The organism is Vibrio hannami, from assembly GCF_029589055.1.
GTDB classification, from domain to species: Bacteria; Pseudomonadota; Gammaproteobacteria; order Enterobacterales; family Vibrionaceae; genus Vibrio; species Vibrio hannami.
In genome coordinates this window covers 1,314,506-1,339,716 of record NZ_JARQZP010000007.1, presented here as the reverse complement: position 1 = coordinate 1,339,716, position 25,211 = coordinate 1,314,506, and the positions used below count along the sequence as shown (strand labels likewise).

Annotated in this window: 20 protein-coding genes, 4 tRNA genes and 3 pseudogenes; 21 read left to right on the top strand and 6 right to left on the bottom strand. The window is 43.0% G+C overall.

Annotated features, from left to right (window positions below; all coding sequences use genetic code 11):
- Nucleotides 1-23 precede the first annotated feature (23 nt).
- Nucleotides 24-929 (top strand): annotated as a pseudogene (rluB, locus tag P7F88_RS20545) (23S rRNA pseudouridine(2605) synthase RluB).
- Between the two features lie 78 nt (nucleotides 930-1,007).
- Here the strand turns inward: rluB and P7F88_RS20540 are convergent.
- Nucleotides 1,008-1,337: an HI1450 family dsDNA-mimic protein gene (locus P7F88_RS20540; RefSeq protein ID WP_277829243.1), complete on the bottom strand. Its 330-nt coding sequence runs from the start codon at nucleotides 1,335-1,337 to the stop codon at nucleotides 1,008-1,010.
- Between the two features lie 24 nt (nucleotides 1,338-1,361).
- Complete coding sequence (gene efpL, locus P7F88_RS20535) at nucleotides 1,362-1,931, bottom strand: elongation factor P-like protein EfpL (protein WP_277827816.1); 570 nt, start codon at nucleotides 1,929-1,931, stop codon at nucleotides 1,362-1,364.
- Nucleotides 1,932-2,069: 138 nt separating this feature from the next.
- Here efpL and P7F88_RS20530 point away from each other — a divergent pair, with 138 nt between their 5' ends.
- Complete coding sequence (locus tag P7F88_RS20530; protein ID WP_277827815.1) at nucleotides 2,070-2,849, top strand: nucleotidyltransferase domain-containing protein; 780 nt, start codon at nucleotides 2,070-2,072, stop codon at nucleotides 2,847-2,849.
- Between the two features lie 11 nt (nucleotides 2,850-2,860).
- On the opposite strand, the gene P7F88_RS20525 is transcribed toward P7F88_RS20530, so the two are convergent.
- Complete coding sequence (locus P7F88_RS20525; protein ID WP_277827813.1) at nucleotides 2,861-5,224, bottom strand: DNA polymerase II; 2,364 nt, start codon at nucleotides 5,222-5,224, stop codon at nucleotides 2,861-2,863.
- A 355-nt stretch (nucleotides 5,225-5,579) separates the two neighbouring features.
- Here P7F88_RS20525 and uvrY point away from each other — a divergent pair, with 355 nt between their 5' ends.
- From uvrY to P7F88_RS20500, 5 genes are all read left to right on the top strand, one after another.
- Nucleotides 5,580-6,224 (top strand): UvrY/SirA/GacA family response regulator transcription factor, encoded by a 645-nt coding sequence (uvrY, locus tag P7F88_RS20520; RefSeq protein WP_277827811.1) that lies wholly within the window; start codon nucleotides 5,580-5,582, stop codon nucleotides 6,222-6,224.
- Nucleotides 6,225-6,227: 3 nt separating this feature from the next.
- Nucleotides 6,228-8,060 carry an excinuclease ABC subunit UvrC gene (gene uvrC, locus P7F88_RS20515; RefSeq protein ID WP_277827809.1) on the top strand — a complete coding sequence of 611 codons (1,833 nt, stop codon included), beginning with the start codon at nucleotides 6,228-6,230 and terminating at the stop codon, nucleotides 8,058-8,060.
- 56 nt (nucleotides 8,061-8,116) lie between these two features.
- The gene (pgsA, locus tag P7F88_RS20510) at nucleotides 8,117-8,674 is read left to right on the top strand and encodes a CDP-diacylglycerol--glycerol-3-phosphate 3-phosphatidyltransferase (RefSeq protein ID WP_277827807.1); all 558 of its coding nucleotides are present in this window, start codon (nucleotides 8,117-8,119) and stop codon (nucleotides 8,672-8,674) included.
- Between the two features lie 271 nt (nucleotides 8,675-8,945).
- A tRNA-Cys gene (locus P7F88_RS20505) sits at nucleotides 8,946-9,019 on the top strand.
- Nucleotides 9,020-9,022: 3 nt separating this feature from the next.
- Nucleotides 9,023-9,098 (top strand) — tRNA-Gly (locus P7F88_RS20500).
- Nucleotides 9,099-9,215: 117 nt separating this feature from the next.
- Here P7F88_RS20500 and P7F88_RS20495 read toward each other — a convergent pair.
- Nucleotides 9,216-9,515, bottom strand: coding sequence for an isoamylase early set domain-containing protein (locus tag P7F88_RS20495; protein ID WP_277827805.1), 300 nt, complete (start codon nucleotides 9,513-9,515; stop codon nucleotides 9,216-9,218).
- Between the two features lie 271 nt (nucleotides 9,516-9,786).
- Here P7F88_RS20495 and P7F88_RS20490 point away from each other — a divergent pair, with 271 nt between their 5' ends.
- Both P7F88_RS20490 and P7F88_RS20485 read left to right on the top strand, forming a co-directional pair.
- Entirely contained in the window at nucleotides 9,787-11,028 is a 1,242-nt protein-coding gene (locus P7F88_RS20490; RefSeq protein ID WP_277827803.1) for an HDOD domain-containing protein, read from the top strand.
- 172 nt (nucleotides 11,029-11,200) lie between these two features.
- Entirely contained in the window at nucleotides 11,201-13,981 is a 2,781-nt protein-coding gene (locus P7F88_RS20485; RefSeq protein ID WP_277827801.1) for an EAL domain-containing protein, read from the top strand.
- Nucleotides 13,982-14,063: 82 nt separating this feature from the next.
- Here P7F88_RS20485 and P7F88_RS20480 read toward each other — a convergent pair.
- Together P7F88_RS20480 and P7F88_RS20475 are read right to left on the bottom strand one after the other, a co-directional pair.
- A pseudogene (locus P7F88_RS20480) lies at nucleotides 14,064-14,294 on the bottom strand (glucose PTS transporter subunit EIIB); the annotation flags it as partial.
- Nucleotides 14,295-14,369: 75 nt separating this feature from the next.
- Nucleotides 14,370-14,558: pseudogene (locus P7F88_RS20475) on the bottom strand (PTS sugar transporter subunit IIB); the annotation flags it as partial.
- A gap of 250 nt (nucleotides 14,559-14,808) precedes the next feature.
- Between P7F88_RS20475 and P7F88_RS20470 the strand changes: the two are divergent.
- The 12 genes from P7F88_RS20470 to P7F88_RS20415 all read left to right on the top strand — a co-directional run bounded on the left by P7F88_RS20470 (nucleotide 14,809) and on the right by P7F88_RS20415 (nucleotide 25,155).
- Nucleotides 14,809-15,141, top strand: coding sequence for a hypothetical protein (locus P7F88_RS20470; RefSeq protein ID WP_277827799.1), 333 nt, complete (start codon nucleotides 14,809-14,811; stop codon nucleotides 15,139-15,141).
- 456 nt (nucleotides 15,142-15,597) lie between these two features.
- Nucleotides 15,598-17,289: an L-lactate permease gene (locus P7F88_RS20465; RefSeq protein WP_277827797.1), complete on the top strand. Its 1,692-nt coding sequence runs from the start codon at nucleotides 15,598-15,600 to the stop codon at nucleotides 17,287-17,289.
- A 455-nt stretch (nucleotides 17,290-17,744) separates the two neighbouring features.
- Nucleotides 17,745-19,364: a tetrathionate reductase family octaheme c-type cytochrome gene (locus P7F88_RS20460; RefSeq protein WP_277827795.1), complete on the top strand. Its 1,620-nt coding sequence runs from the start codon at nucleotides 17,745-17,747 to the stop codon at nucleotides 19,362-19,364.
- An 18-nt stretch (nucleotides 19,365-19,382) separates the two neighbouring features.
- A complete protein-coding gene (locus P7F88_RS20455) occupies nucleotides 19,383-19,979 on the top strand; it encodes a cytochrome b/b6 domain-containing protein (protein WP_277827793.1) in 597 nt (198 codons plus the stop codon).
- Nucleotides 19,980-20,012: 33 nt separating this feature from the next.
- A complete protein-coding gene (locus P7F88_RS20450) occupies nucleotides 20,013-20,339 on the top strand; it encodes a hypothetical protein (protein WP_277827791.1) in 327 nt (108 codons plus the stop codon).
- A gap of 30 nt (nucleotides 20,340-20,369) precedes the next feature.
- Nucleotides 20,370-21,665 carry a rhodanese-like domain-containing protein gene (locus tag P7F88_RS20445; protein ID WP_277827789.1) on the top strand — a complete coding sequence of 432 codons (1,296 nt, stop codon included), beginning with the start codon at nucleotides 20,370-20,372 and terminating at the stop codon, nucleotides 21,663-21,665.
- A 252-nt stretch (nucleotides 21,666-21,917) separates the two neighbouring features.
- A tRNA-Leu gene (locus P7F88_RS20440) sits at nucleotides 21,918-22,004 on the top strand.
- Between the two features lie 4 nt (nucleotides 22,005-22,008).
- Nucleotides 22,009-22,084, top strand: a tRNA-Gly gene (locus P7F88_RS20435).
- A gap of 607 nt (nucleotides 22,085-22,691) precedes the next feature.
- A complete protein-coding gene (locus tag P7F88_RS20430; protein WP_277827787.1) occupies nucleotides 22,692-22,931 on the top strand; it encodes a hypothetical protein in 240 nt (79 codons plus the stop codon).
- Between the two features lie 72 nt (nucleotides 22,932-23,003).
- Complete coding sequence (locus tag P7F88_RS20425) at nucleotides 23,004-23,273, top strand: BrxR family helix-turn-helix transcriptional regulator (RefSeq protein ID WP_277827785.1); 270 nt, start codon at nucleotides 23,004-23,006, stop codon at nucleotides 23,271-23,273.
- A 19-nt stretch (nucleotides 23,274-23,292) separates the two neighbouring features.
- Entirely contained in the window at nucleotides 23,293-23,697 is a 405-nt protein-coding gene (locus tag P7F88_RS20420) for a hypothetical protein (protein ID WP_277827783.1), read from the top strand.
- A 171-nt stretch (nucleotides 23,698-23,868) separates the two neighbouring features.
- Nucleotides 23,869-25,155, top strand: coding sequence for a sensor domain-containing diguanylate cyclase (locus P7F88_RS20415; RefSeq protein ID WP_277827781.1), 1,287 nt, complete (start codon nucleotides 23,869-23,871; stop codon nucleotides 25,153-25,155).
- The last annotated feature ends 56 nt before the right edge of the window (nucleotides 25,156-25,211 follow it).

The window sequence follows — 25,211 nt, the reverse complement described above, 5'->3', positions numbered from 1 at the left end:
AAGACGACATAATAGGTATATTAATGAGCGAAAAATTACAGAAAATATTAGCACGTGCAGGACATGGTTCACGTCGTGAACTTGAAGCGCCTGATCAAAGCGGGTCGTGAAGCGTTAATGGTCAGGTTGCCCGACTAGGCGAACGTCTGGAAGACGAAAATGCGATTGTGCGTATTGACGGACACAAGGTGTCTATCAAAGCGGATGACGAGGTTGTTTGTCGTGTTCTAGCGTATTACAAGCCAGAAGGTGAACTGTGTACTCGTCACGATCCTGAAGGTCGTCGTACTGTATTTGATCGCCTTCCTAAAATTCGTGGTTCGCGCTGGATTTCTGTTGGTCGTCTGGATGCGAACACATCTGGTTTGCTTCTGTTCACAACTGATGGTGAACTGGCAAACCGACTGATGCACCCAAGCCGTCAGGTAGAACGTGAGTACCTTGTGCGTGTATTTGGTGAAGTGGATGAGAAGAAGGTTCGCAACTTGGTTAAGGGTGTTGAGCTGGAAGATGGTATGGCTCGCTTTGAAGATGTGGTATACGCGGGTGGTGAAGGTATGAACCACACCTTCTACGTTGTAATCAACGAAGGTCGTAACCGTGAAGTTCGTCGTTTGTGGGAATCACAGGACACAACAGTTAGCCGCCTTAAACGTGTTCGTTATGGCGACATCTTCCTTGAGAAGACACTACCTCGTGGTGGTTGGATGGAGCTTGAGCTTAAAGAGGTTAACTACCTGCGCGAGCTTGTGGAACTGCCACCAGAAAGAACGACTATGATCGAGAAAGATAATACCTCTCGTAAACGTGAGCGTTCTCGTAGCCAGAAGATTCGCCGTGCGGTTAAGCGCCACGAAGAAAGAGTGAATGCGCCGAAAGGGCGTTCGAATTCTCGTCGCAATCGGAACAATAGTACGCGTCAAAAATAGGCGATCAACTCAGGTTACAGGTTACAGTGATATGCTCTGTAACCTGTAGGACGAAGTCCACCCGTCACCTTTAACCTTTTAGTCCCGTTTCCAGAACATATGACAGAACTTATGGTCTGGGTCACGGCTAACTAGCATTCTCGCGAATACTTCATCCAACTCGTCAGAATCCTCGTTCACAAGGCCGATTCGAACCTCTGCGTAGATCTCTTTATCTACCTCGAACCCTACTTCAGCTTGCCAGTCGTCTCCGGTTTCCACCAGTTCCGCTGCTCCACGATCTTCAAATTGTGCGGTGAAGATAATTACATCAGCCGGTTCCAGGTTATCCGGAGCCATTTCCAGAAAGATGTCGTAGGCAGTATCGATAACATCGTCGTAAGATATCAGTTCTTCATTTTCAGTCATATTGTTCTCAGTCATTGCGAAACCTTATTCAGCACGACCCATGTATTTAACTTCGGTAGTGTTGATTTTCACTTTCTCGCCAGTCGCTATGTACTCTGGAACCTGAACTGTCAGGCCAGTAGCAAAACGCGCAGGCTTAGTACGTGCTGATGCAGATGCGCCTTTGATTGAAGGGTCAGTCTCTTCGATAACCATTTCAACCGATGCTGGAAGTTCGATACCTGCAGGTTCGTCGTTTACCAGAACAACCTGAACACCCTGAGTGTCTTCATTGATAAACAGAAGTTCGTCTTTGATATCTTCTTCGTTGAAGTTGTACTGGCTGTAATCTTCACTGTCCATAAAGATGTATTCGTCGCCATCAATGTACGAGAAGGTTACATTGCGTTTAGTCATCTCAACTGTGTCCAGAAGCTCATCGCTCTTGAATGCTTCTTCTACTTTTGCACCAGTTGCCAAATCTTTAAAGCGGAACTTATAGATCTTCGCGCCGCCACGGCCACCAGGGGTGGTGATGTCGAAATCTTTAACCAACAGAATTTTACCGTTATGGCTTACTGCGAAGCCCTTTTTAATATCACTTGCCTTTGGCATTAGCTTTGTCCTTCAGACTTTCAAATAACTTGCCCATAAGATTGGGATAAAGTGACAGAATTACAACCTATAGATTGAATTCTCTATCAATGTAAATATCATACTCAAGAATAAAAGAAACACCCAAGGTTAAAATTTTTGAACGTCTCATCTTCACTTCCGATTATCGATGCAAATGAGCCATTTCAGGCTGCATATATTCCTGCTATCAAAGAGTTAATCCACGGCTTTAAAGGTGGAATGGGGAGTAATCTTCATAGTATATATCTGTTTGGAAGTGTTGCTCGCAAAAATGCGGTGAAGGGACGTTCAAACATGGATGTGGTCGTTTTGTCTCACGGTGAGCCAGATGCTAAGTTCAACACGCTGCTCAATACGGTGAAATGGCGCTTTAAACGAAACTATCCATTTATTTACGGCTTGTCGATACAGGTCGCCCCGGTGAAAGAGGTGTTAACCTTAGAGAGCATTTTTACCTGGGGCTTTATGCTTAAGCACTGCTGTGTTTGCATCTACGGGGACGATCTCTCTACCCGCTTTGGTGAGTTTGAGCCAAGCTGGGAGATCGCCAAATACTGGAACATGGATGTTGATGAGTGGTTAAGCATCTATCGAAAGAAGATTGTTCAGGCTCAGACACCTCAGGAGCAAAGCAGGGCGCAGGTTGCAATCGCGAAAAAGTTGCTAAGGGCGAGTTACTCGTTAATTATGCATAAAGATAAGCGATGGATTGAAGACCCTGTAGATTGCGGAAAACAGTTTCTTTTGTATCACCCGGATAAAGAAAAGGAAGTAGGGCGATTGGGAATACTACTTTCTGGAAGAGTGATTCCCAAGCGTTCGGTAATTGGCCTGCTTGATAGCTATGGTGACTGGGTAGTGAAAGCGTACAAGAAGACCGAATTTAAAATCGGCTAATGCGAATCAAGCTAAAACAGCCCAAGCTGGGGAGCATTCAGGCTTTCAAAGTCCAGCCCTATAAACGGCAAAATCGCATCGGCAACGGGTTTCAATTGTTTGTCGATATAGTGCTGATAGTCGATAGGGCTTTGTCTATACTCTGCAGGCTCCGGGCCATTTACCGTAATCATGTATTCAACTTTGCCGCGATTTTGATATTGAAGTGGTCTACCGAGCTTTTGATTGATTTCATCGGCGAGCCTTGCCGCACGAACTTGCGGTGGAATGTTTTTCTGATACTCGCTTAACTTTCTTCGAAGCCTTTTCTGGTAAATCAGCTTGTCGTCATGCTCACCATTAAGTGTGCTTTCCACATACGATCTTACGTAATCAACCGGGTCGGTTTCATGGAACACCATTTCATACAGGTTTTGCTGAAACTCTTGTGATAGGGGAGTCCAGTCGGTACGAGCGCTTTCCAGGCCTTTAAAAACGATTTTCTCTTTCTTACCTTCGCCAATTAGTCCCGCATAACGTTTTTTCGAACCCGTCTCCGATCCTCTAATTGTGGGCATAAGGAATTTTTTGTAATGGGTTTCGTATTCCAGTTCAAGAATAGATTCCAGGCCATATTCGGACATGAGGTGATTCTTCCACCATTCGTTGATGTAGTTAACCAGATCATGTCCTATTTTGTCCGCTTCTGATTGAGGCATCGCTTTGTTTAATGAAACAAATGTAGAGTCGGTATCACCATAGATAACCTGATAACCTTTTTCTTCGATAAGGGTTTTCGTTTGTTTCATGATCTCGTGTCCGCGCATGGTGATGGACGAGGCCAGGCGATGGTCGAAGAAACGACAACCGGATGAACCTAACACACCATAAAACGAGTTCATTATGATTTTTATCGCCTGTGAAAACGCCTTTTCGTTGTTCTTCTTAGCAATATCACGGGCAGACCATAAGTCTGCAATCATTTTGGGAAGAAAATGCTTCTCCCGGTGGAATTGAGCGCCTCTGAAGCCCTTAACGGATTGAACCTGGTTTGGTCCGGCTTCAATTTGCAGTCCTTCGATAAGCCCCATAGGATCGATCAAGAAGGAGCGGATAATAGATGGGTACAGGCTTTTGAAATCCAATACCAAAACAGAGTCATACAGGCCAGGAATGGAGTCCATCACGTAGCCACCAGGGCTGGCTAACCAGTTTTCTGGCTCCAGGTTTGGAGCGATGTAGCCAGCGCGATGCAATTGCGGCAGATAAAGGTTAGTAAAGGCAGCAACAGACCCGCCAAGGCGATCAAGCTCAACGCCGGTTAACTTGCTGCGTTCAATAGCAAATTCAATCAGGTGTGTTTTTTCGAAAATCTTATTTACCAGAACACAATCCTGCAGGTTGTATTTCGCAAGAGAAGGCTTATCTTCTTTGTACATCCGATTTATTTCGTCCATTCGGTCATGGACGTTATGAATATCTTTACCTTCACCCAGCAATTCCTGAGAAACGGACTCTAGTGACCAGGAACGAAAGTTATAGGTAGCCGTTTTTAATGTATCGATACCGTCCAGCACGACACGTCCAGGAATCGATATAAATCCTTGCTGAGATTGATTGGATTGTCGGAAATATGCGTTTTGATTTCCGCGACCAATATTGAGCTTTAATTTGTGCCATTCAGAACGCTTCCAGAGTAGACGAAAGTCAAAGTCGATGACATTCCAGCCAAGTATCAGGTCGGGATCGTAAGTTTTAAACCAATCAATAAGAGCTTCCAAAAGGGCCTTTTCTGATGCGACCCACTGAACATTGGTGTCTGATGGCTCCGGTTCCCCAATCATGATGACTCTGCTATCGAGCGAACTCGCAAGGCCAACAGAATATAGAATTCCCTTTTCGGAGCATTCTAAATCGAGTGACACATAACTTAGGGTGGGGTGGTAGTCACCTTTGCGGCATTTAACATTGTTGTATTTTGTGTAAGAGGCGTGCAGTTGAGCGTTACCTGCAAACTCAACGCTGCCATAAACAAACCTTTCCATGAGATATCGGTCAACAAGGCGAATATCAGACTCAAAGCAGCTGATATCATGTTGTTTGAGAAGCCCGACAAATGTGTTCATTTGCACGATACTGTGGCTGTAACATGCAGCGACAGGCTGTTGTCTAAAGGTTTTTAATGGTAGTGGAGAAATATCTACGTTTACAGAGTTTGACTGGATAACCTCCTGTATCAAAACGAGATCTTCTTGACGTACAAATATGACGGACTTTTCTGACGGTATAAGCAGTTGAGTTGGGCCTTTTGGGGTACTCAACCACAGCTCTAACTGACTACCCGTTGACGTATCTCTTGCTTGCCTTGTTAATAGGAAACCTTTACCTTGATTCAACGCTTTACTCTGTTTTCCATCGGACCTACCTAATATTTTGATCCAGACGGGAGATATTGACAATTAAAATTGGTAAATCCGTAGATGAACGGTTAGTGTATGGCGTTCCTTAAGAATAAGTAATTATAGTGAAAATGTAAGCTGGTTGTTCTTGAATGATAGTTTTTATACTGTAATGATAAATATATGATATATCAGCTATCTATCTGAACAATATTAGGACTTTTGCTTAAGTTTGAGTGTTTGAGCATATTGTTCTACAGTTTTTTATAGAAAAATGGGTTAGTATTGGAATGTTGTGTTTGCCCGAAACCGGGTGGAACAGGACCAATGTTAGTTGTGTGGAGATACAAGTTTGATTAATGTTTTCCTTGTAGATGATCACGAGCTGGTTCGCACAGGGATACGACGTATTATTGAAGACGTCCGTGGAATGAACGTAGCAGGGGAAGCTGACAGCGGTGAAGAAGCTATAAAATGGTGTCGCAATAACCATGTCGATGTCATTCTTATGGATATGAACATGCCAGGTATTGGCGGTTTAGAAGCAACCAAGAAAATTTTACGGTTTAATCCAGATGTAAAAATTATTGTGTTGACTATCCATACAGAGAACCCGTTTCCTACTAAGGTGATGCAAGCGGGGGCATCCGGGTACCTGACAAAAGGAGCGGGGCCGGATGAAATGGTTAATGCTATTCGGGTTGTAAATAGTGGACAGCGTTATATCTCGCCAGAGATAGCGCAACAGATGGCGTTGAGCCAATTCTCATCTTCATCTGAAAACCCGTTTAAGGATCTGTCTGAACGTGAACTTCAGATCATGTTAATGATTACTAAAGGTCAGCGCGTTACTGATATTTCCGAACAATTGAACTTAAGTCCGAAAACGGTAAACAGCTACCGTTACAGATTGTTCAGTAAACTTGATATCAATGGTGATGTTGAGTTAACCCACCTGGCGATCCGCCATGGGATGATTGATACAGAGTCACTGTAAACTGTGCCAACTGCTTTCGATTCATCTGCCTTCTTAAAGACGGTTACTAATCAGCCCGGCGTGTACAGAATGTATAACGCCGAAGCTGATATTATTTATGTCGGTAAAGCAAAAGACCTTAAGAAAAGGTTATCCAGCTATTTTCGAAAAAACGTCGATAGTGAGAAAACCAGAGCTCTGGTTTCTCATATCAATAAAATCGATGTTACTGTCACTCATACCGAAACTGAAGCGCTGATCCTTGAACACAATTATATAAAGCAATATCTGCCGAAATATAATGTACTGCTTCGGGATGATAAATCTTACCCCTACATTTTTGTTAGTGGGCACCGCCACCCAAGGCTCTCTATGCACCGAGGGGCAAAAAAGCGTAAGGGTGAATACTTTGGTCCCTATCCTGACTCGGGGGCAGTCCGGGAAACCTTACATTTAATCCAGAAAATCTTTCCGGTACGTCAGTGTGAAGATACGGTTTACAGTAATCGCACGCGTCCCTGTTTGATGTATCAGATTGGACGCTGCGCTGCACCATGTGTCTCCTCGGTGATTAGTGATGAAGAATATAAAGAGCTGGTTGATTTGGTACGGCTGTTTTTGCAAGGTAAAGACAGTCAGGTAGTGAGCCAGCTTGTAGAACGTATGGAAACGGCAAGTCGTGAACTGCGCTTTGAAGATGCGGCAAAGTTCAGAGATCAGATTCAGGCAATCCGTCGTGTTCAGGAGCAGCAGTTTGTGTCTGAAGACAGTATGGATGATATGGATGTGTTGGGTTTTTCGCAGGAAAATGGCATCGCCTGTATCCATATCCTGATGATTCGCCATGGCAAAATACTCGGTAGCCGAAGCCATTTCCCTAAAATCCCGAATAATACCGAGCAGCAAGAGGTCTTCTATAGCTTCCTAAGCCAATATTATCTGGGGCACAACGAAGCCAGGACAATTCCTAGCAGATTAATTCTAAACGGCGGGCTTTTTGAAGATACAGCTCCTCTCCAGGAGGCTCTGACGCAACTGGCTGGTAGGAAAGTTCAATTTCATACCAACCCTGTGGGCTCTCGTGGCCGGTATCTTAAACTGGCAAATACCAATGCCTTAACCGCGATAACCACCAAAATTAATCACAAGATGACGATAAACCAGCGATTCAATGCACTGCAGGAAGAGCTGGGTATGGAATCGATCCGGCGCATGGAGTGTTTTGATATCAGTCATACTATGGGTGAAAATACCATTGCCTCTTGTGTGGTGTTTAATCAGGAAGGACCTGTTAAGCAAGAGTACCGCCGCTATAACATTACCGGTATTACCGGGGGTGATGATTATGCTGCTATGGGGCAGGTATTGGAACGTCGTTACAGCAAGCAGCTTGATGTAGATAAAATTCCTGACATTATCTTTATCGATGGTGGTAAGGGACAACTAAACCGGGCTTACGAAATTATCTCTCAGCACTGGGACGATTGGCCTAAGCGTCCTCGGCTTATCGGTATTGCCAAAGGTGTCACCCGAAAGCCGGGATTGGAAACCTTGATAACAACAGATGGAGAGGAGTTCAACCTTCCAAGTGATGCGCCTGCATTGCACCTCATTCAACATATCCGCGATGAAAGCCACGATCACGCTATTGCTGGTCACCGAGCCAAAAGAGGAAAGGCGAGACGCACTAGTCCGCTGGAAGGCATTGAGGGTATCGGTCCTAAGCGTAGGCAAGCCCTTCTGAAGTATATGGGTGGGCTACAGGAGCTAAAGCGAGCGAGTGTCGAAGATATAAGCAAAATACCAGGAATTAGCGTTTCACTGGCAGAAAAGATACATCAGGCATTGAAACAATAGTGAAATTGGCGCACCATTGAACTGCACTGAAAATAACGAAGCCCCGAGCTATAAATATGCGTTTTACCATACCAAATATTCTAACTCTTCTGAGACTTATACTGATTCCTGTCTTCGTGGTGACTTTTTATTTACCATATAGCTGGGCTCCTTTTGCTTCTGCTCTAGTCTTTTTTATTGCAGGCGTGACCGATTACTTTGATGGCATGTTAGCCAGAAAACTTGGCCAGACCTCTCGCTTTGGAGCGTTCCTGGACCCGGTTGCAGACAAAGTCATGGTGGCGACAGCTTTGATTCTGATCACCGAGCATTACGCCTCTATCTGGATTACTATTCCTGCTCTGACCATGATCGCTCGTGAAATCATCATATCTGCATTGCGTGAGTGGATGGCTGAGATTGGCAAACGCTCCAGTGTTGCCGTTTCATGGATAGGCAAGGTGAAAACAATGTCGCAGATGTTTGCACTTCTGGTGCTGATCTGGCGTTACGACGATTGGATGATCTGGGTTGGTTACGCTGCCCTATATATTGCTACCTTCCTGACATACTGGTCTATGTTCCAGTACCTGGCTGCAGCCAAGGATGATCTTCTTGATGATGAACACCAATAATTGAATTATCCTAAGTGATTAAACGAAAGCGGGCAAAATGTCCGCTTTTTTGTTTTTTGCAGATAGCCCGCAAGGGAGAGAGAAATCGTTCATTGAAGTTAACTTGTGATTTTATGTACTTAAATCGCTAGAAAATTGAACAAATTCATCGCTTTTGAGTGATTAGTAGTCAAACGATACAAAAAACGAAAAATTGTGTTGACTCATTCCGGTGAATCCGTAAAATGCCTTCCCGTACTCAAGAGGAACACAGTTCTTCAGGAAGTATGAAGGCGCGTTGGCAGAGTGGCTATGCAGCGGATTGCAAATCCGTGGACCTCGGTTCGACTCCGGGACGCGCCTCCATTTGCGACACTAGCTCAGTTGGTAGAGCGCAACCTTGCCAAGGTTGAGGTCACGAGTTCGAACCTCGTGTGTCGCTCCAGATTCAAAAAGACCCTAGCAGAAATGCTGGGGTCTTTTGCTTTGTGGGTAATTAATGTTGGCACTAAAAAAAGCGAGCTGTTTGGCTCGCTTCTGAAATAGTTTACTAGCGCGTCGCTTATTCAGTAACAGTACTAACTAAGCTATTGTCACTTCCATGTTCATTCGCAACATAAGCGTCTGCGGCATGATCATTCTCCCAGGTTTCACCGTCGATAAGATAGCGGAACTGGAAGCTGCCTTCTTTTGGAAGTCTTGTTTTAAAAGAGAAAGCTTTGTTCTTTTTGTTTAGCTTCATTGGCTGTGCGTTCCACTCATTGAAATCGCCAGCGATAGCTACACTGCTTTCGTCTCCTTGAGGCCATTCAAAAGTAACTTCTACTTCATCTTTGGTTTTGAAAAAGCGCTTTTTAATCATTTTGTATCCCTAGTTATACCAAACCTAACGGGTAATTTGTAATCGATTTCGTGACGCTGTTCAAGTATTTTTCGGTACGATGGCCTAAAAAAATGGTGAATGTTCTGCGTCAAACGAAAAACCCGAGTTATAAACCACAAAAATAACATATTGAATTAACAAATTATTTGTCAACTTTGCATAAATATTTTCAGCAAGTTCTTCCCGGGAAGTCAGATATATAGGCTATGATTAAATTTAGTAGTCAATGATATAAGCGAGAGAAGTAAAGTTGAGTTCAGTTCGCACAAAAGCAGCTTTGTTCAGTAGTAAAAGATACAACGCTCAGGCAGAAGAGGTTGCCAGAAAAATCACATCTAAGACTAACGAAAGATTTGCGACCTGGTTAGTGAGTATGAAGTATCTGGTTGATCAGGATGATGTCGATAGTGTTCTGAGTCTGCAAGGCAAGTATTGTGATTCTGTGATTTTTGAAGAGCATGAAAGAGTAACCGAAAATCAAAGGATTTTGCTGCAATGCGAGAAACAGCGGGTGATGGAACGTCAAGCTCAGGTGGAAGAGAGACAGCAGGTGCTTGATAAAGTAGTCACACGCGTAGCCATTACTACAGAAAAAATGCTTGTAGACAGATTATCCGACATGGAGGTTCCTAAGCTTCTATGGGGATTTCCTGATTTTGGTCATTTTGCTTCTTTCGCTTACTCTGCATCGTTAAATTTTTCAAAGTTAGGCAGCTTAACAACATTAAGTCATTCTTTGAGGGGAGCGGTTCTTGAGCTTGTTGGTACCGCGAAATTCTGTGAAGCACTAGGGAAGTCGCCAAAGTACACTAATGACCCGAAAGTCGCGATAGGAATGATTGGAATAGATAACTGTCGTAAGTTGTTTCCTGTATTAATGGCCAGGCCGTTACTCAGGTGGGCGGATAATAATACTAAGCTGATTGCCCCCAAACTTTGGCAGCATATGGTGGTGACGGCGAATGTCACTCGAATGCGGTTGCATGCAGCTGGTTACAAGGAGCCTGATGAAGGAATATTTCTTGGTGTGATAAGAAGCATTGCGATATTTTCAGTGGTCAATTACTTCAACCAGATCTTCGAAGATTCTCTGGTTGAAGTGATGCAAAACTATCGAGAGAAAGAAGAGATGGATGAGTACTTTGCCTGCTCCGAAGTGAAACCAACGATGTCTGTTTTACCCCGTGCGATATACAAACTCGAAAAAAAACTCACCAGAAATATTGTTGAGCATATAGAGTGGGATCAGCGGGTAGCCCATTTGAGGATGGCATTAATGGAGGACTTAGACGATGTTCCAATCCTTGAGCGCAGCGTCCATGCTGTTGCCCTTGGTCAGGCAAGGGCATACTCCATCTACGATCTGATGCAAAGAAGTAATGCGTTTGTTGAAAAGCATAAACCTTTCTGGTTCGCGAATGTGCAGTTAGACGGGGTCGCTTTAAAAGAAATAGAGAAGAGTAATCCGGGGCGCCTTACATTATCGATATAACGATAGGAATAAGTTGTTATTTTTTAAGTGCTAAATTTGATAAATCGTCAATCGTGGCTACTCTTTTTTAGTAGACAACGGCATTTAGAGGAATACGGTGCGTAAGCTGATAACACTTTTTTTAATCTTCCCAAGTTTTTTCTTTTCTTGTGTAGCTTATGCAAATAGCCAAATGGATTTCTCTGCAAAAAGAGTTCTCCTACTCATCTCTTATCACCCTACATTTCCAACATCGTCCAAAGTGATGGATGGTTTACTTGCTGAGTTTGGTGATAACCCGCCTGAGATTGAAGTCGAGTTCATGGATTCAAAACGGTTACACGATGAAACCAGTCGCCAGCTTTTTCAAGCTAATATCTCGTATAAATTGCTCAACCGTGAACCATATGATGTCGTGATCACAGCGGATGATAATGCGCTGCACTTTATGTTGGATAATGGCGAAACGCTGCTTCCGGATACCCCATTTGTTTTCCTTGGTTTAAACAACATTAAGCTCGCTCGTTTAATGGGGAGTAATACGTTAGCAACGGGGGTTGTTGAAGCTGTATCTATAAGAGAAACGATCGAACTCGCCCTTCAAATAAAGCAGGATATACGTTCGATTTATATTGTCTCGGATGGTACATCGTCAGGCCGATCCGATCTGGAGTCCACTCTAAAACTCAAAGAACAGTTTCCCGGAGTACCCTTCAAAGTAATTAACCTTGCCGACATAAGTTGGCCGGATTTTATTACAGCGATAAAGGGAGTACCTAAAGAGAGCGCTATTATACTGCTGTCTGCCTATCGTGATAAATACAGTGAGAGTTATTCCTTTGAGAGCTCACTTGAAATCATCGTGAATAACAGCCTTGCTCCGATTTTCCACCCTTTTGAACATGGCATGGGAGATGGCGTACTCGGCGGTGTAGTTATCAGTCATAGAGAGCAGGCGAAGCAAGCAGCAATAAAAGCAAAGCAACTTTTCTCGGGGGTAAAGGCCATCGATATTCCCATTTTGGATAAGAGCCCCAACGTGGTTGTAGCCGATAAACGTGTTCTCGATAGGTTTGGTATTGAGGTTTCTCAACTGCCTGAAGGGGCAGAGATCCGATACAGTAAAGAAACAATGTTTCAGAAGTATTGGAAAGAGCTTCTAGGTATCATAGTTATCATGTCTCTGATGATGTTGATTATTATCATTCTGGTTCACCAAAACCGCGCGAAAGCGCGTTTTGCAAAAACACTCTCTGCCAGTGAAAGTCGCTTGAGAAAAATTCTCGACAACATAGATGCTTTTGTATACATGAAAGATGCGAAAGGGCGCTATTTGTTTGCTAATAAGCTGATGTATTCATTGTTTCCTTCGTCAATCAATAGCATTACATCAAAATCGGACAAAGAGTTGTTTGATGAAGATGTATCAGAGCAGCGTGAGCGAACGGATAATGCGGTTATTGAAAGTCAGATACTGTACAAGGGTGAAGAGAACCTTTGGCTAGAGAACGGAAGGCAAATTTTACAGAGTACAAAAATTCCACTCGTAGATGACAAAGGTAACACGTACGCTTTATGTAGCGTCTCGGTCGATATTACTGAACAAAAAGAACACGAAAAGCAACTGAAGAAGATCGCACATTATGATCAGCTAACCGGACTACCAAACAGGGTTCTGTTTTCAGACCGTCTATCGCAGGCGATGAAACATGCAATTAGACAAAACAGCATAATCTCTGTGCTTTATATGGATCTGGATGGCTTTAAACAAATAAATGATACTTACGGCCATATTTTTGGAGATCGGTTGCTTAAAGTTGTGACTTCACGGCTTCAACAGGTGATTCGGGAGAATGATACTGCAGCCAGGCTTGGGGGAGATGAGTTCATCATTCTACTGATTAACTCAGGCAAACCTGAAGATGATCTAGAAATAACGCAGAGAATATTAAGTGTGATTTCTGAGCCCATGAGTGTAGATGGTGTGGTTGTGTCTGTATCGGGCAGCATTGGAATTACCCGCTTTCCTCAGGAAGATGAAATCGAAGCGGATCACCTACTTAGACAGGCAGACCAGGCGATGTATACCGCTAAGAACTCAGGGCGGAATCGGTACCATTTCTTTAATTCTGATCTCGAACAGGTGGTTCAAAAACAAGAACTGTTAATTAAAGAGGTCGGGAAGGCCATTGATAGAAATGAGTTCAGGTTGTTCTATCAACCCAAAGTCGATTTAGAAACAGGTCACGTTGTGGGCGTTGAAGCACTGATCCGTTGGGAGCATCCAGAGAAAGGGCTGTTGCCACCGGCCGCCTTTTTGCCCGATATAGAAAAACATAGCCTGATGATCGATATCGATGACTGGGTAATCGGTGAAGCTCTTCGACAGATAAAAAACTGGTTGCGTAGTGGGCTGAGTATTCCGGTAAGTATCAATATTAGCCATATCTATTTCAATCAGCAGAACCTAGCCCAGGTACTGAAGCAAGAGCTTGCTGAATATCCCGACGTCTCTCCATCGTTACTAGAGTTAGAGATCCTGGAAACTCAAGCTCTGGAGAATCTAGGTGCAGTCGCGACCGTTATCCTTGAATGTCAGGAGCTGGGAATTTCGTTTGCGTTGGATGACTTTGGCACTGGATTTTCATCTCTGACTTATCTGAAGCAACTACCTATCAACATGCTGAAAGTCGATCGTAGTTTTGTCATTGATATGCTTGAAGATGAGGAAGATCGTTCGATACTGGAAGGTATACTGGCGTTATCTCAGGCATTCAATATCAAACCCATTGCCGAAGGGTTAGAAACAGTAGAGCATGGAATAGAGTTGAAGAAAATGGGTTACCGTTATGCGCAGGGATATGGAATTGCAAAACCTATGGCAGCTCATGAAGTACCTTTGTGGATTAACGGTTGGTCTGTTCCTAAAGAGTGGAATTGTCCTGTCGATGAAGGTTGGGATTATGGGATTTAATAGGAGATAGCGACCTTAAGACGGAGAAAGGCATGTTAAGGTCGCTTAGTGTTTACAGCTCGAGTTGTATTAGCAGACCCAATTATGCGCTGATGATGCGGCTCATTTCCTGTTTTAGATTGTCCGACTGCTTACCAAAAATAGCTTGAACATTCTGGTTTATAACAACCACGCCAAGAGCGCCAAGTTCTTTTAATTTGTCCTGCGCGACTTTTTCTGTATCTGTTACTGAAATTCGCAGGCGTGTCAGGCAGGCGTCTACCTTCTCTATATTTTCTTTACCACCAAATGCAAAAACTAACTCGCCAGCAATACCAGCTTCTGGGTGAGACTGAACCCACTCTTGCATGCCTTCGCGTAGGGTATCTGAGTCCTTGCCAAAGATAGCCTGAACGACACCATCTGCATTTACGATACCAATAGCGCCAAGCTCCTTTAACGCGTCCTGCTTAACAGCTTCGAAGTCATTCACAGTAATCCGTAAGCGAGTCAGGCACGCGTCGATTTTTGATATATTGTTCTGGCCACCAAAAGCTTGGACCAGTGTTTCGCTAGAGGGAAGAGCCTTCTCTGCCATATTGAACTCCTGAAAGTTTAATTTATGTTCGATTTGAATAGGCCAAGTATGATTGAAGCTGCTTGATAAATGCAATACTAAGTTCGGTATTTCATGTTATTTAGATATTCGTCAGGTGAATATGTTGAGCTAATGGTTTCTTTTATTGCTTGAAATTTAAATATGTAAACTGGATCACGTTCAATCTTTACATTTTCATTACGATGAAACTGTCCCCCTTATGTAGTATGCGAAGGACATGGAGAACATAATGAATAATGTCGAAAAAAAGATTGAAGCTATTTTTAACAAGGCTTTCCCCGGAGCCGCTATTACCCCGTCAGTTAACCATATCACGCTTGAAGTTAACGAGCCGAACCTAATCGGTCTTAGCGTACGTTCAGCAGACTTTGAATTTGCACCGGAAGGCGAATGCATGAGTATATCTTTAAGTGCAGAGAATAATGGTATACCCATTAATGATTTTGAAGGATTGGTGGAGAACACTGAAATTGAACTGGATGAAGGCAAATTGCGTATCCATGATATGCCGATTTTGTCAGTTAACGATTTCAAAAGGGTGTTAAGGCAAAATTACTGTTAATACGCTAAAGCCCCCAGTAATTGATACTGAGCACTGACCAGAAATGGCGGTGCTTTTTTTGTTTCCTTAATAGAACTTCAGTTCTCTGTTATGACTGTTATTAACATTGATGTTGTTCATTTCACATTTTTTACGTTCTATTTTCTATTTATACGAATCTTTCTTAACTCTGGTTTATTGGGTAGTAGACTAGCGATAGTTAAGTCTCTGCACTTCTAGATAAATCTTAACTAATTGATACTTGGCTAATTAATTTGCTGTATCTATGATTTGTATGATTGATTTATATTTTTGATTAATACTTAAGGTTGTTCAAATGAACAAAGATTAGTTCATTTTAGGAACAAATCTTTTTCATTATCTCTCTAAATCCTCACAATGAATTGGGTTATTGTTACTTCGCATTAACAAAAACAATACAACAAAAATGCAAGTTAGAACTTAAAGGAACCCTATATGAATGAATCACTCTTAGCCTTAATTGCATTTTCACCGATAGTGGTGGCTGCAATACTACTGGTTGGCCTGAACTGGCCAGCGAAAAAAGCGATGCCTGTTGCGTTTGGTATCACCGTTATTATCGCACTTGTTTTCTGGGATATGTCTGTTACGCGAGTCTTAGCCTCAGTTTTTCAGGGATTAGGTATCACCGTATCTGTTCTCTGGATCGTATTTGGGGCAATTTTTTTGCTCAACACTCTCAAACACACTGGTGCAATCACGACAATAAGAAACGGGTTTACTGACATCTCGTCTGACCGCCGTGTTCAGGCAATCATTATTGCCTGGTGTTTTGGTTCCTTTATTGAAGGAGCTTCTGGATTCGGTACTCCTGCAGCAATCGCGGCACCACTTTTAGTTGCCATTGGCTTCCCTGCTTTGGCCGCTGTTCTAATGGGGATGATGATTCAGTCAACGCCAGTATCATTTGGTGCTGTAGGTACGCCTATTATTGTCGGTGTAAACAAAGGACTAGATGTACACAATATTAGCGAAACTCTGAATGCTGGTGGCGCGAGTTGGGATATCTATTTACAGCAAATAACATCAAGCGTTGCATTAATACATGCTTGTGTCGGTACTCTGATGCCAGTGTTGATGGCGATGATGCTTACTCGCTTCTTTGGCAAAAATAAAAGCTGGACTGAAGGTTTGGATATCCTTCCGTTCGCACTTTTTGCCGGTGTCGCGTTTACCGTGCCGTATGCATTAACAGGTGTTTTCCTTGGCGCTGAGTTTCCTTCACTGATTGGTGGGCTAGTGGGCCTGGCTGTAGTCGTTAGTGCTGCAAAGCGTGGATTTTTAGTACCCAAGTCGAAGTGGGACTTTGAAAGCGAGGATAAGTGGCCAGCAGAGTGGCTGGGTTCGCTTAAGATCGATATCAAAGAGAAACAAGATAAGCCTATGAGCATGGCTGTTGCCTGGGCACCATATGTTGCTTTGGCAGTAGTACTGGTCGCAAGCCGAGTGAGCCCGGAGTTCAAAGGCATGTTAAAGAGCGTAAGTCTGAGCTTTAGCAATATCCTGGGGGAAACAGGTGTAAGTACTGCAATTCAACCGTTATATCTTCCGGGTGGGATTCTGGTGTTTGTTGCGATTCTTGCTGCACTATTCCACTCAAAGAGTGCAAAACCACTTTCTGAGGCGTTCGGCGAGTCAAGTAAGACACTAATCGGGGCTGGGTTTGTGTTGGTGTTTACCATCCCTATGGTACGAATCTTCATCAACTCTGGCGTCAATGCCGCTGATTTGGCGAGTATGCCTGTAACAACAGCAAATTTTGTATCAGGAATTGTTGGCCAGGCATTCCCGATGCTGAGCGCGACTATAGGAGCGTTAGGCGCATTTATCGCCGGTTCGAATACCGTTTCTAATATGATGTTCAGCCAGTTCCAGTTTGAAGTCGCACAAACATTGAGCGTTTCAACAACAGTCGTTATTGCCCTGCAAGCAGTGGGAGCGGCCGCAGGTAACATGGTTGCTATTCACAATGTGGTGGCGGCATCAGCAACGGTAGGACTACTAGGTAGGGAAGGGGCAACACTTCGTAAAACAGTTATTCCTACATTCTATTACCTGGTGATGACTGGCTTGATTGGTCTGTTGGTTATATACGGATTAAATGCAACAGATGCCCTGATGGGATAAATGATAATTCGTTGTACTCAGGTAAGGGAACTCTTAAACAGGGTTCCCTTTTTTGTGCATAAGTGAGTCATGTACAAAAGCTCAAATAGCAGAAACACTCCTCTGCCTTAGCTCCAAATCTTGAAAGAAACCCCGCCTTGTTTCATGAAAAATGTGATCAAATCAAGGGAGTTTTAGCTAATACTTTATGGTTATTTTTGTCAGTTAATGTGCTGTTATATATGCAAATATATTTCAATATTGTTTTAGATCAATAAATGTCTTGACAAAAGCCAAATATTTACTGTGATCCAGCCTGAAGGTTTTATCTGTTCTATCCTTAACCATGAGATTTATATGGATTTATCTTGTATATTAGTAAGTGTTAAATAAGTAATTGTTGTGTTAGGTATTGCTAATATGGCGTGCGGATAACGTTAAAACGGCAAAGTTTTTAGTATTAGGGCGATAGAACAATGAAAAAAATAATCACACTGGTTGTCGGGTTGATTGTCACCCTCACATGTTGGCAGGCCTATGCCGGCGGACAGGAAGTGGAGACACATGAGCGTCAGCCCTCATCGATTGCGAGCACTGCAGATCATTCAACATTTGACGTACTGGATGACGAATTCGATTATGCTCCGGATGTAACCGCTGCATGTCTTGAATGTCACACAGAAGCTGCAAAGCAAATTCATTCTACTTTCCATTGGACGTGGGCTAAAGAGGTTGATGGCGTGATGGTTGGTAAAGCACAAAATGGCTTTAACAACTATTGTGTCTCTGCGAAAGGTAATGAGAGTTGTACTCAATGTCACGTAGGATATGGCTGGCGCAATGAAGACTTCGATCTTGAAGAAGAAGAGAACGTTGACTGTCTGGTATGTCATGACACTACCGGAACTTACAAAAAATCTTCAGCCTCTTCTGGTCATCCTTTTTATGAAGACAAGATCGTTAACGGTGAAGTAGTACAGAAGGCGGTAGATCTTGCTTATGTAGCCCAACATGTTGGCGTTCCTGAAAGAGATAACTGCCTGGCATGCCACGCCAACGGTGGTGGTGGTAATGGGGTAAAACACGGCGACACAGATATGTCTCTGGTTAACCCGGATTTTGAACTTGATGTTCACATGAGCCCGGAAAAGCTGGACTTCTCATGTCAGGATTGTCATACCGCCAACGAGCACAAAATCTCGGGTCGTTATAACGATCGAAAAGCCTTTATCGACCATGACCTAAACATGGGGCGCCCTGAACGTGAGGGTAACAATGTGTCCTGTGAGTCGTGCCATAGCGCTACGCCACATAATGATCGTGACATCGATAACCACACCGCAAAAGTAGCCTGTGCTTCCTGCCATATTCCTGAAATGGCCCGTGGTCCATATCTGACGAAGCTTTCCTGGGACTGGTCAACCGCCGGGCAGAAGAAAGACGGTAAACCTTATGTGATCAACGAGATGTTTGATGGGGTAGAGAACATAGCCTACACCAGCAAAAAAGGTACGTTTACCTGGGGCAAAAATGTTGTACCGGAATACCGCTGGTACAAAGGCGAACTGAAGCAAATGACGTATCTTGACACGTTTGATCCGAATACGGCTCCTATAGACGTTAACCCGCCAACCGGTGATTACAAGGATCCGGAGGCAAAGATCTGGCCGTTCAAAATTCACCGGGGTAAACAGCCATATGATACCGAGCAAAATCACATGCTACCTATCAAACTGTATGGTCGTAAGGGAACCGGCGCTTTATGGACAGAGCTAGACTGGGCTAAAGCTCTACAGGCAGGAGCCGAGCTGAACCACGTCGATTACAGTGGTCAGTATGGGTTTATCGAAACTAATGGTTATTGGCCGATTAAACATATGGTTGCTCCTGCTAAAGAAGCGGTGAAGTGTGGTCAGTGCCACAGCCAGCAAAGTCGTTTAGAAGGTTTGAATGATTTCTATCTGGTGGGACGTGACCGTTATACCATCGTTGAAATTCTTGGAGGTTTAATGATATTCGGTGCTTTGGCCGCAGTTATCGTTCATGCCTTTATCAGAACAATCACCATTCGTCGCCGCAAGGCTGAACAGAAATAGGGGTGCGGGGATAAATCAATGAATAAAACAGTACTTATTTTTAAACGCTTTGAACGTTTCTGGCACTGGGCACAAGCGTTACTGGTTCTCACACTTATTGTTACTGGGTTAGAACTGCATGGACTGATTAAGGTGTTCAATTTCGGCCACAGTTCTCACTATCACCACGTTGCTGGTTTTATCTGGTTTGCTTTGGTGGTGCTTATTTTTACCTGGATATTAACAACCGGTGATTGGAAGCAATATGTGCCAACGACGAAGGGCCTTGATGGTGTATTGAGATATTACTCATATGGCGTATTTGTGGGCGAAAAACACCCGCACCATATGACACCTGAGAATAAGTTTAACCCTTTACAGAAACTGGCTTACCTTGGTGTTGTGTTTGTAGTGGTTCCCTTACAGATAGTTACCGGGTTAATTTTCTTTTTCTATCCGGAGCTGAGAGAAACGGGGTACATCAACCATATTGGGCTCGTTGCCGCTATTCATACACTATGCGCCTATATCGTTATTGCATTTCTAATTACGCATCTGTACCTGATCACGTTGGGAGAAAAATTAAGCAGCCATATGAAAGCAATGCTAACAGGTAAAGAAGAAGTAGATAAGTAGAATTTATTAGATTTAAAACAAGAGGTTAATGTTATGAGAAAACTGATATTAGGACTTATGGTTGCACTATTTTCCCTCGGAGCTCAGGCTGATGCTTCGAAAGGGCAGGAGTACTATCTTGAGTATTTGAAACCAATGTTTGGCTATAACGGCCAGGAGTTTGCAGCTCAACATCTGAAGGTAGAGTGGAAACGCTACTTTAAAAAAGATGCTAAGCGCTTTATTAAAAAATTCAGTAAAAAGCACCCTGAATCTGCAGAGTTTCTGAAGAGTGATAAATTCCAGGAAATTGCACCTGATATCGCCGATTTTGCGATGAAGTATGCAGCAGATAGCGGTGAGTTAGCAGCATGTGACTAGTCAGGAAATCAATAAAATAGGGAGTCAATTATGTTTAAGAAAACAGCAATAGTCGCTTCATTACTGGTCACGCTACCTTTCTCAGTAGCTGCCGATGAGGTGGTTGGTAAGATTCAGTCTGCAATCCATATGACAAAAACGATTCAGTATCTGAACCCGAAAACCAAAGAAGTTAACGTAATTAAATATGATGAAAACACGGTTCTGGTTGACGCTGGATCGTTCAAAGATTTGACCGTTAACACTAAGTTTAAGGCTGAAATAGACGAAAATGGTTATGCAAGTAAGATAAAGCGAGTTCTGGTTAAATTACCGGCTGATCAGGTTATTGATACCGATACGCTTGCTGACTTGTTGGATGAAGGGGCTCCTGTCTTTATTGGTGACGCGCGCCCAGTTGGAAAATATAACGCTGGACATATTCCTACATCTAAAGCGACACCTTCAGACAAGCTTAAAGAAAACCTTAATTGGTTACCAAAGGATAAAGATCAATTAGTGGTCTTCTATTGTGGTGGTGTCACTTGCCCTCTGAGTCCTGCAGCACTGAAAATCGCAAAGGCAAATGGTTATACCAATGTAAAAGCGTATGTTGAAGGTATGCCAGCATGGAAAGGCGAAATTTATCCAGCACATGTGAATGCTGATTGGGTAGCGAAAAATCTTAATATTCACCATGTGATTCTTGATGTTCGTGATGAGCCTGCGAGCTTTGTAAAAGGCGCTGTTCATATGCCTGCTTCCGAGTTGGTGGACATGCACGATAAATGGAATGAAGAGAAGAAGCCGGTAGCGAAACGAACCATATTTGAGCTTCGTGATAAAAAAGCGCCGATTATTATCGTAGCGGATACTTCAGATGCGGATGAAGCGATAGAAGCGTACGAAATTCTTAACTTCTGGAAGTTTAAAAATGTAACCATCCTGAATGGTGGTATGGAAGGTTGGGCTGCTGCTAAACTTCCGACAGGCAAAGATAAGATCGCAACTAAGCTTGTATACGAGAAGAAGCTGGTTAAAGGCGCTGTAGAAGAGGTTGCATTTGTTAAAGCGGCCAAAGAGGGTAGCGCGACAATCATTGATGTTCGAAACCCTGACGAAGCAGCGAAAGGACATATCGCGAAATCTATTAACCTTCCTCTTGGCGAGCTGGATCAACATCTGGATAAAGTGCCAAAAGATAGCCCAGTGATTCTTCACTGTGCGGCTGGTGCAAGAGCAGCGATGGCTTATGCATTGTTGACTAAGAACGGCTTTACTAATGTTAAATACCTGAATGATTCTTTTGCGGACGTCGTAAAAGATAACGGTATTGAGCTTCAGTAATCATTATTATGTGACCGAAAAAACCTGCTGCGCTTGTGGCAGGTTTTTTTATTTAAATGAAGGGATTAATAACATCGGTCATTCCTATAGCAATATGTGTGATTAATGTGCTCTGTGGATGATTTTTTAGCCATACAGTTCAAAACACTACATTTTCTTGTTGACGAAATTTCTCAATCCGTTAAAGTACACCCCGTTCCCAAGGCAAAGCCCGAAAGGAACGAGGATGGTGTCTCCATCGCTGAAAAGCGTGCCCTGGTGGTGGAATTGGTAGACACAAGGGATTTAAAATCCCTCGGCGTTCGCGCTGTGCCGGTTCAAGTCCGGCCCGGGGCACCATCTTGCGACACTAGCTCAGTTGGTAGAGCGCAACCTTGCCAAGGTTGAGGTCACGAGTTCGAACCTCGTGTGTCGCTCCAAATTTTGAAAGACCCCAGCAGAATTGCTGGGGTCTTTTGCTATGTACCTATCAATACAGACACTAGCTCAGATGGTAGAGCGCAAGCTTGCTAAGGTTGAGGTCACGCCTGTTACCTGAAATCGGGAACCTCGTGTGTCGCTCCAAATTTGAAAGACCCCAGCAGAATTGCTGGGGTCTTTTGCTATGTACCTATCAATACAGACACTAGCTCAGATGGTAGAGCGTAACCTTGCCAAGGTCGAGGTCACGCCTGTTACCTGAAATCGGGAACCTCGTGTGTCGCTCCAAATTCAGGAAAAGCCCTAGCAGAAATGCTAGGGCTTTTTCGTGTCTGAAAGTCTACCTTCGATTAGTCCTCCAACGGTTAACAATTTTGTTATCTGCTGCTCTTATTTCTTATCTGTCGTTTCATATATGGGCTCATTCTTTCTTTTTACGTCACTATTGATTGATAGTGAATTATAAATATGAGTAATTACGTTTGATGTAAATCAATAATGATTTATTTAGATTTTGACATTGATTATTTGTGTCCATAATATGTGCCTCTCAAATGTGATTGTCATCACATTTGATTTGGGTGATGTTTTTGGAGAACCAATCTTATGAAAGTAACCATTTTACAAGAAGCAGAGATTCCGGATTACGAAGTGGCTTCGCGTGTGGCGATATTTATTCGTAAAGAAGAGCGAATGCCGAATGAATATGAGGTGGCAGAAATGCTATCTGGCTTTTTCCCGGAAAAATCGTTTACGCAGCCTTTAGATATTCACGAAGACAAAGATGAGTATTTACGTCTTACGAAACTAGCCTGGTGCTATATGAGATCGGCGCTTCAATCGTAAATAGATGCGTTAGTTTACGTATAGAACATGAAGACCATATGAGCACTTTAGTAACTATCAGGAAATTACAGAATGAATAATGACGTTTACCACAAGTTTATTGAAAGCGTGGTAAGAATGACGGGAACTTTTCGGGCTTCTCTGTTGATAGAAGAATTTGGAGTTACCGATACAACTGCAACTAGAGTTATAAAGAGCTACAGTAAACGTGCACCGGGGAATCTTCGTTTCGTAAGAACGAATCGATCATACTATGAGAAGAGCAAAGGGTTTAAGCCTGCGTTTCCTGGTACCGATCCGGAAACTTATCTATTAGCCGTAAAGACAGTCTTTACTGGTTAAAGCTAGTCGGGCGCTTAATATGAAAATGAAATTAATCCTTGTTGCGGTACTATTTTCTGCTAGTGCGAACGCTAATATTAATATGGTTTGTTATGGAGACAGCAACCGTACTCATCTATACGAGCGTATAGAAGTGAACATAGGTAAAGCGTCAACTTTGGTGATGGGAAAAACCTTTTTTGACTCCCAGGAAACAGATACAGAAGTATTTGAGTTTCAAAACAAGGCTCTGGCAATCTCAGATAGTGAGGCTATGACTAAAGGTGATGTAACTGACGACAACTTAAAAAGCTTCTTTAATATTCGAATGTATTTGGGAGAAACGCCTACAATGGTTTTTCAGGAAGCTTCATTTAAAGGTGGCCTGTTAAATAACGTAACCTACGAGACAATAACGAACTGTGAGTTGTTATCCATGGAATAGCGTGATTTACGATAAATAAAGTGCAATCGGTTGCATTTAATTTTCAGGCGTACAGAAAGTGCTAAGTTCCAAATTTCTAAAATGGATTAGTTGAATATTGAGTCGTCAGAAGATATAACGAAACTTATAACTCAAATAATTATCGGTTAATTTATTTATATGGATGTGTGGTTGGTTTGGCCCCTCGCAGTAGCTGTCATGATCGTTGGGCTGTTGAAGGTGTTTGATCGGGGCGTAAAAAAGACGATAAATAGTCTTGGTATTGCTTTAATTGTTGATAGACAACTTAAAATTCTTTATGCCAGTGATTCAGCTCAAGAGCTACTGATCGATGAAGAAAAAAGTGCGAAGTTAGTTGCTGTCTTAAAAGAGCAATTTGCATCCTATTTTACTGCACCACAATCAATCAATGGAACAGGTTTAAAATGCACACCGTTCCGCTTTCGGGGAAAGGGGAGCTGGCTTATACAATTTGATGAAGCGCTCTTTTCTGAAAGCTCACACGGGGACTCTGGAAATCTTATTCACACCATCATCCAGGCCATTCCAGATGCAATAGGAATGATGGACCATAATTTGGTTTATAAGGCTTGTAATCAGGCTTTTGTCGAACCGCTGGGAATTGCCAGCCCAGAAGACCTTTTGGGTAAGCAGCTGAAAGATGTCGCTTCGAAGGAAATTGTAGAAAAATTCAGCCCTTCAGATCGAAAAGTGCTCGACACCGGAGAAGCATTCCTTGTTGTTGACGAATTTGTTGATGACAATGGGGAAAAACACTGGATTGATGCACGTAAATTCCGTTTTGTTGATCCTCAAACTAACAAGCCTGGCCTGTTTATCCTTGCTCGAGATATAACCGATGTTGAGCTGGCTAAAAAGGAGCTTAACGACGCCAGAGATAGCTTCCAAAGGCTAAGCATGATTGACCCGCTTACTCAGATAGGAAATAGAAGGATGTTTAACGAACACCTCGTTTCCGAATGGAAAAGTCATGCACGAAATGCTAAGCCCTTTTCTCTTATCATGTGTGACATCGATAAATTCAAAAAGCTCAACGATACTTACGGACATGTGTTTGGTGACGAAGTTCTGGTAACGGTCGCAGAAGCTCTTGGCAAACCGCTAAAGAGACCTCTTGATCGAGTTTATCGATACGGAGGTGAAGAGTTTGCTTTTATTCTTCGTGATACGGATTCAGAAGGGGCAAAAACAGTAGCAGAGCGTGTTCATAACGTTGTTAGTAGCCTAAATATTGAATATGAAAGCTGCAAAATACATCCGCCATTAACGGTCAGTCTGGGCGTCTATACCTGTTACCCGAAAGTAGATGAAGATCCAATGGAAGCGGTTATGTTAGTGGACGAAGCTCTATATAGAGCAAAGGATGAGGGCCGCAATCAGACTGTATTTGTAGGTAACTGGCATCACAAACGGAAAAAGATGACAGAGGCTTTGTAAGATATTAACTGGCTCAAAAGGAACCAGCTTCTATACTTGTTATAGTTTATTTAAAT

What these genes read in the sequence shown, in the direction of transcription:
- P7F88_RS20540 (WP_277829243.1), bottom strand. Translation starts at nt 1,337, where the DNA reads ATGACTGAAAATGAAGAACTGATATCTTACGACGATGTTATCGATACT.
- efpL (WP_277827816.1), bottom strand. Translation starts at nt 1,931, where the DNA reads ATGCCAAAGGCAAGTGATATTAAAAAGGGCTTCGCAGTAAGCCATAAC.
- pgsA (WP_277827807.1), top strand. Translation starts at nt 8,117, where the DNA reads ATGCGTTTTACCATACCAAATATTCTAACTCTTCTGAGACTTATACTG.
- P7F88_RS20495 (WP_277827805.1), bottom strand. Translation starts at nt 9,515, where the DNA reads ATGATTAAAAAGCGCTTTTTCAAAACCAAAGATGAAGTAGAAGTTACT.
- P7F88_RS20485 (WP_277827801.1), top strand. Translation starts at nt 11,201, where the DNA reads ATGGATTTCTCTGCAAAAAGAGTTCTCCTACTCATCTCTTATCACCCT.
- P7F88_RS20470 (WP_277827799.1), top strand. Translation starts at nt 14,809, where the DNA reads ATGAATAATGTCGAAAAAAAGATTGAAGCTATTTTTAACAAGGCTTTC.
- P7F88_RS20465 (WP_277827797.1), top strand. Translation starts at nt 15,598, where the DNA reads ATGAATGAATCACTCTTAGCCTTAATTGCATTTTCACCGATAGTGGTG.
- P7F88_RS20460 (WP_277827795.1), top strand. Translation starts at nt 17,745, where the DNA reads ATGAAAAAAATAATCACACTGGTTGTCGGGTTGATTGTCACCCTCACA.
- P7F88_RS20455 (WP_277827793.1), top strand. Translation starts at nt 19,383, where the DNA reads ATGAATAAAACAGTACTTATTTTTAAACGCTTTGAACGTTTCTGGCAC.
- P7F88_RS20450 (WP_277827791.1), top strand. Translation starts at nt 20,013, where the DNA reads ATGAGAAAACTGATATTAGGACTTATGGTTGCACTATTTTCCCTCGGA.
- P7F88_RS20445 (WP_277827789.1), top strand. Translation starts at nt 20,370, where the DNA reads ATGTTTAAGAAAACAGCAATAGTCGCTTCATTACTGGTCACGCTACCT.
- P7F88_RS20430 (WP_277827787.1), top strand. Translation starts at nt 22,692, where the DNA reads ATGAAAGTAACCATTTTACAAGAAGCAGAGATTCCGGATTACGAAGTG.
- P7F88_RS20425 (WP_277827785.1), top strand. Translation starts at nt 23,004, where the DNA reads ATGAATAATGACGTTTACCACAAGTTTATTGAAAGCGTGGTAAGAATG.
- P7F88_RS20420 (WP_277827783.1), top strand. Translation starts at nt 23,293, where the DNA reads ATGAAAATGAAATTAATCCTTGTTGCGGTACTATTTTCTGCTAGTGCG.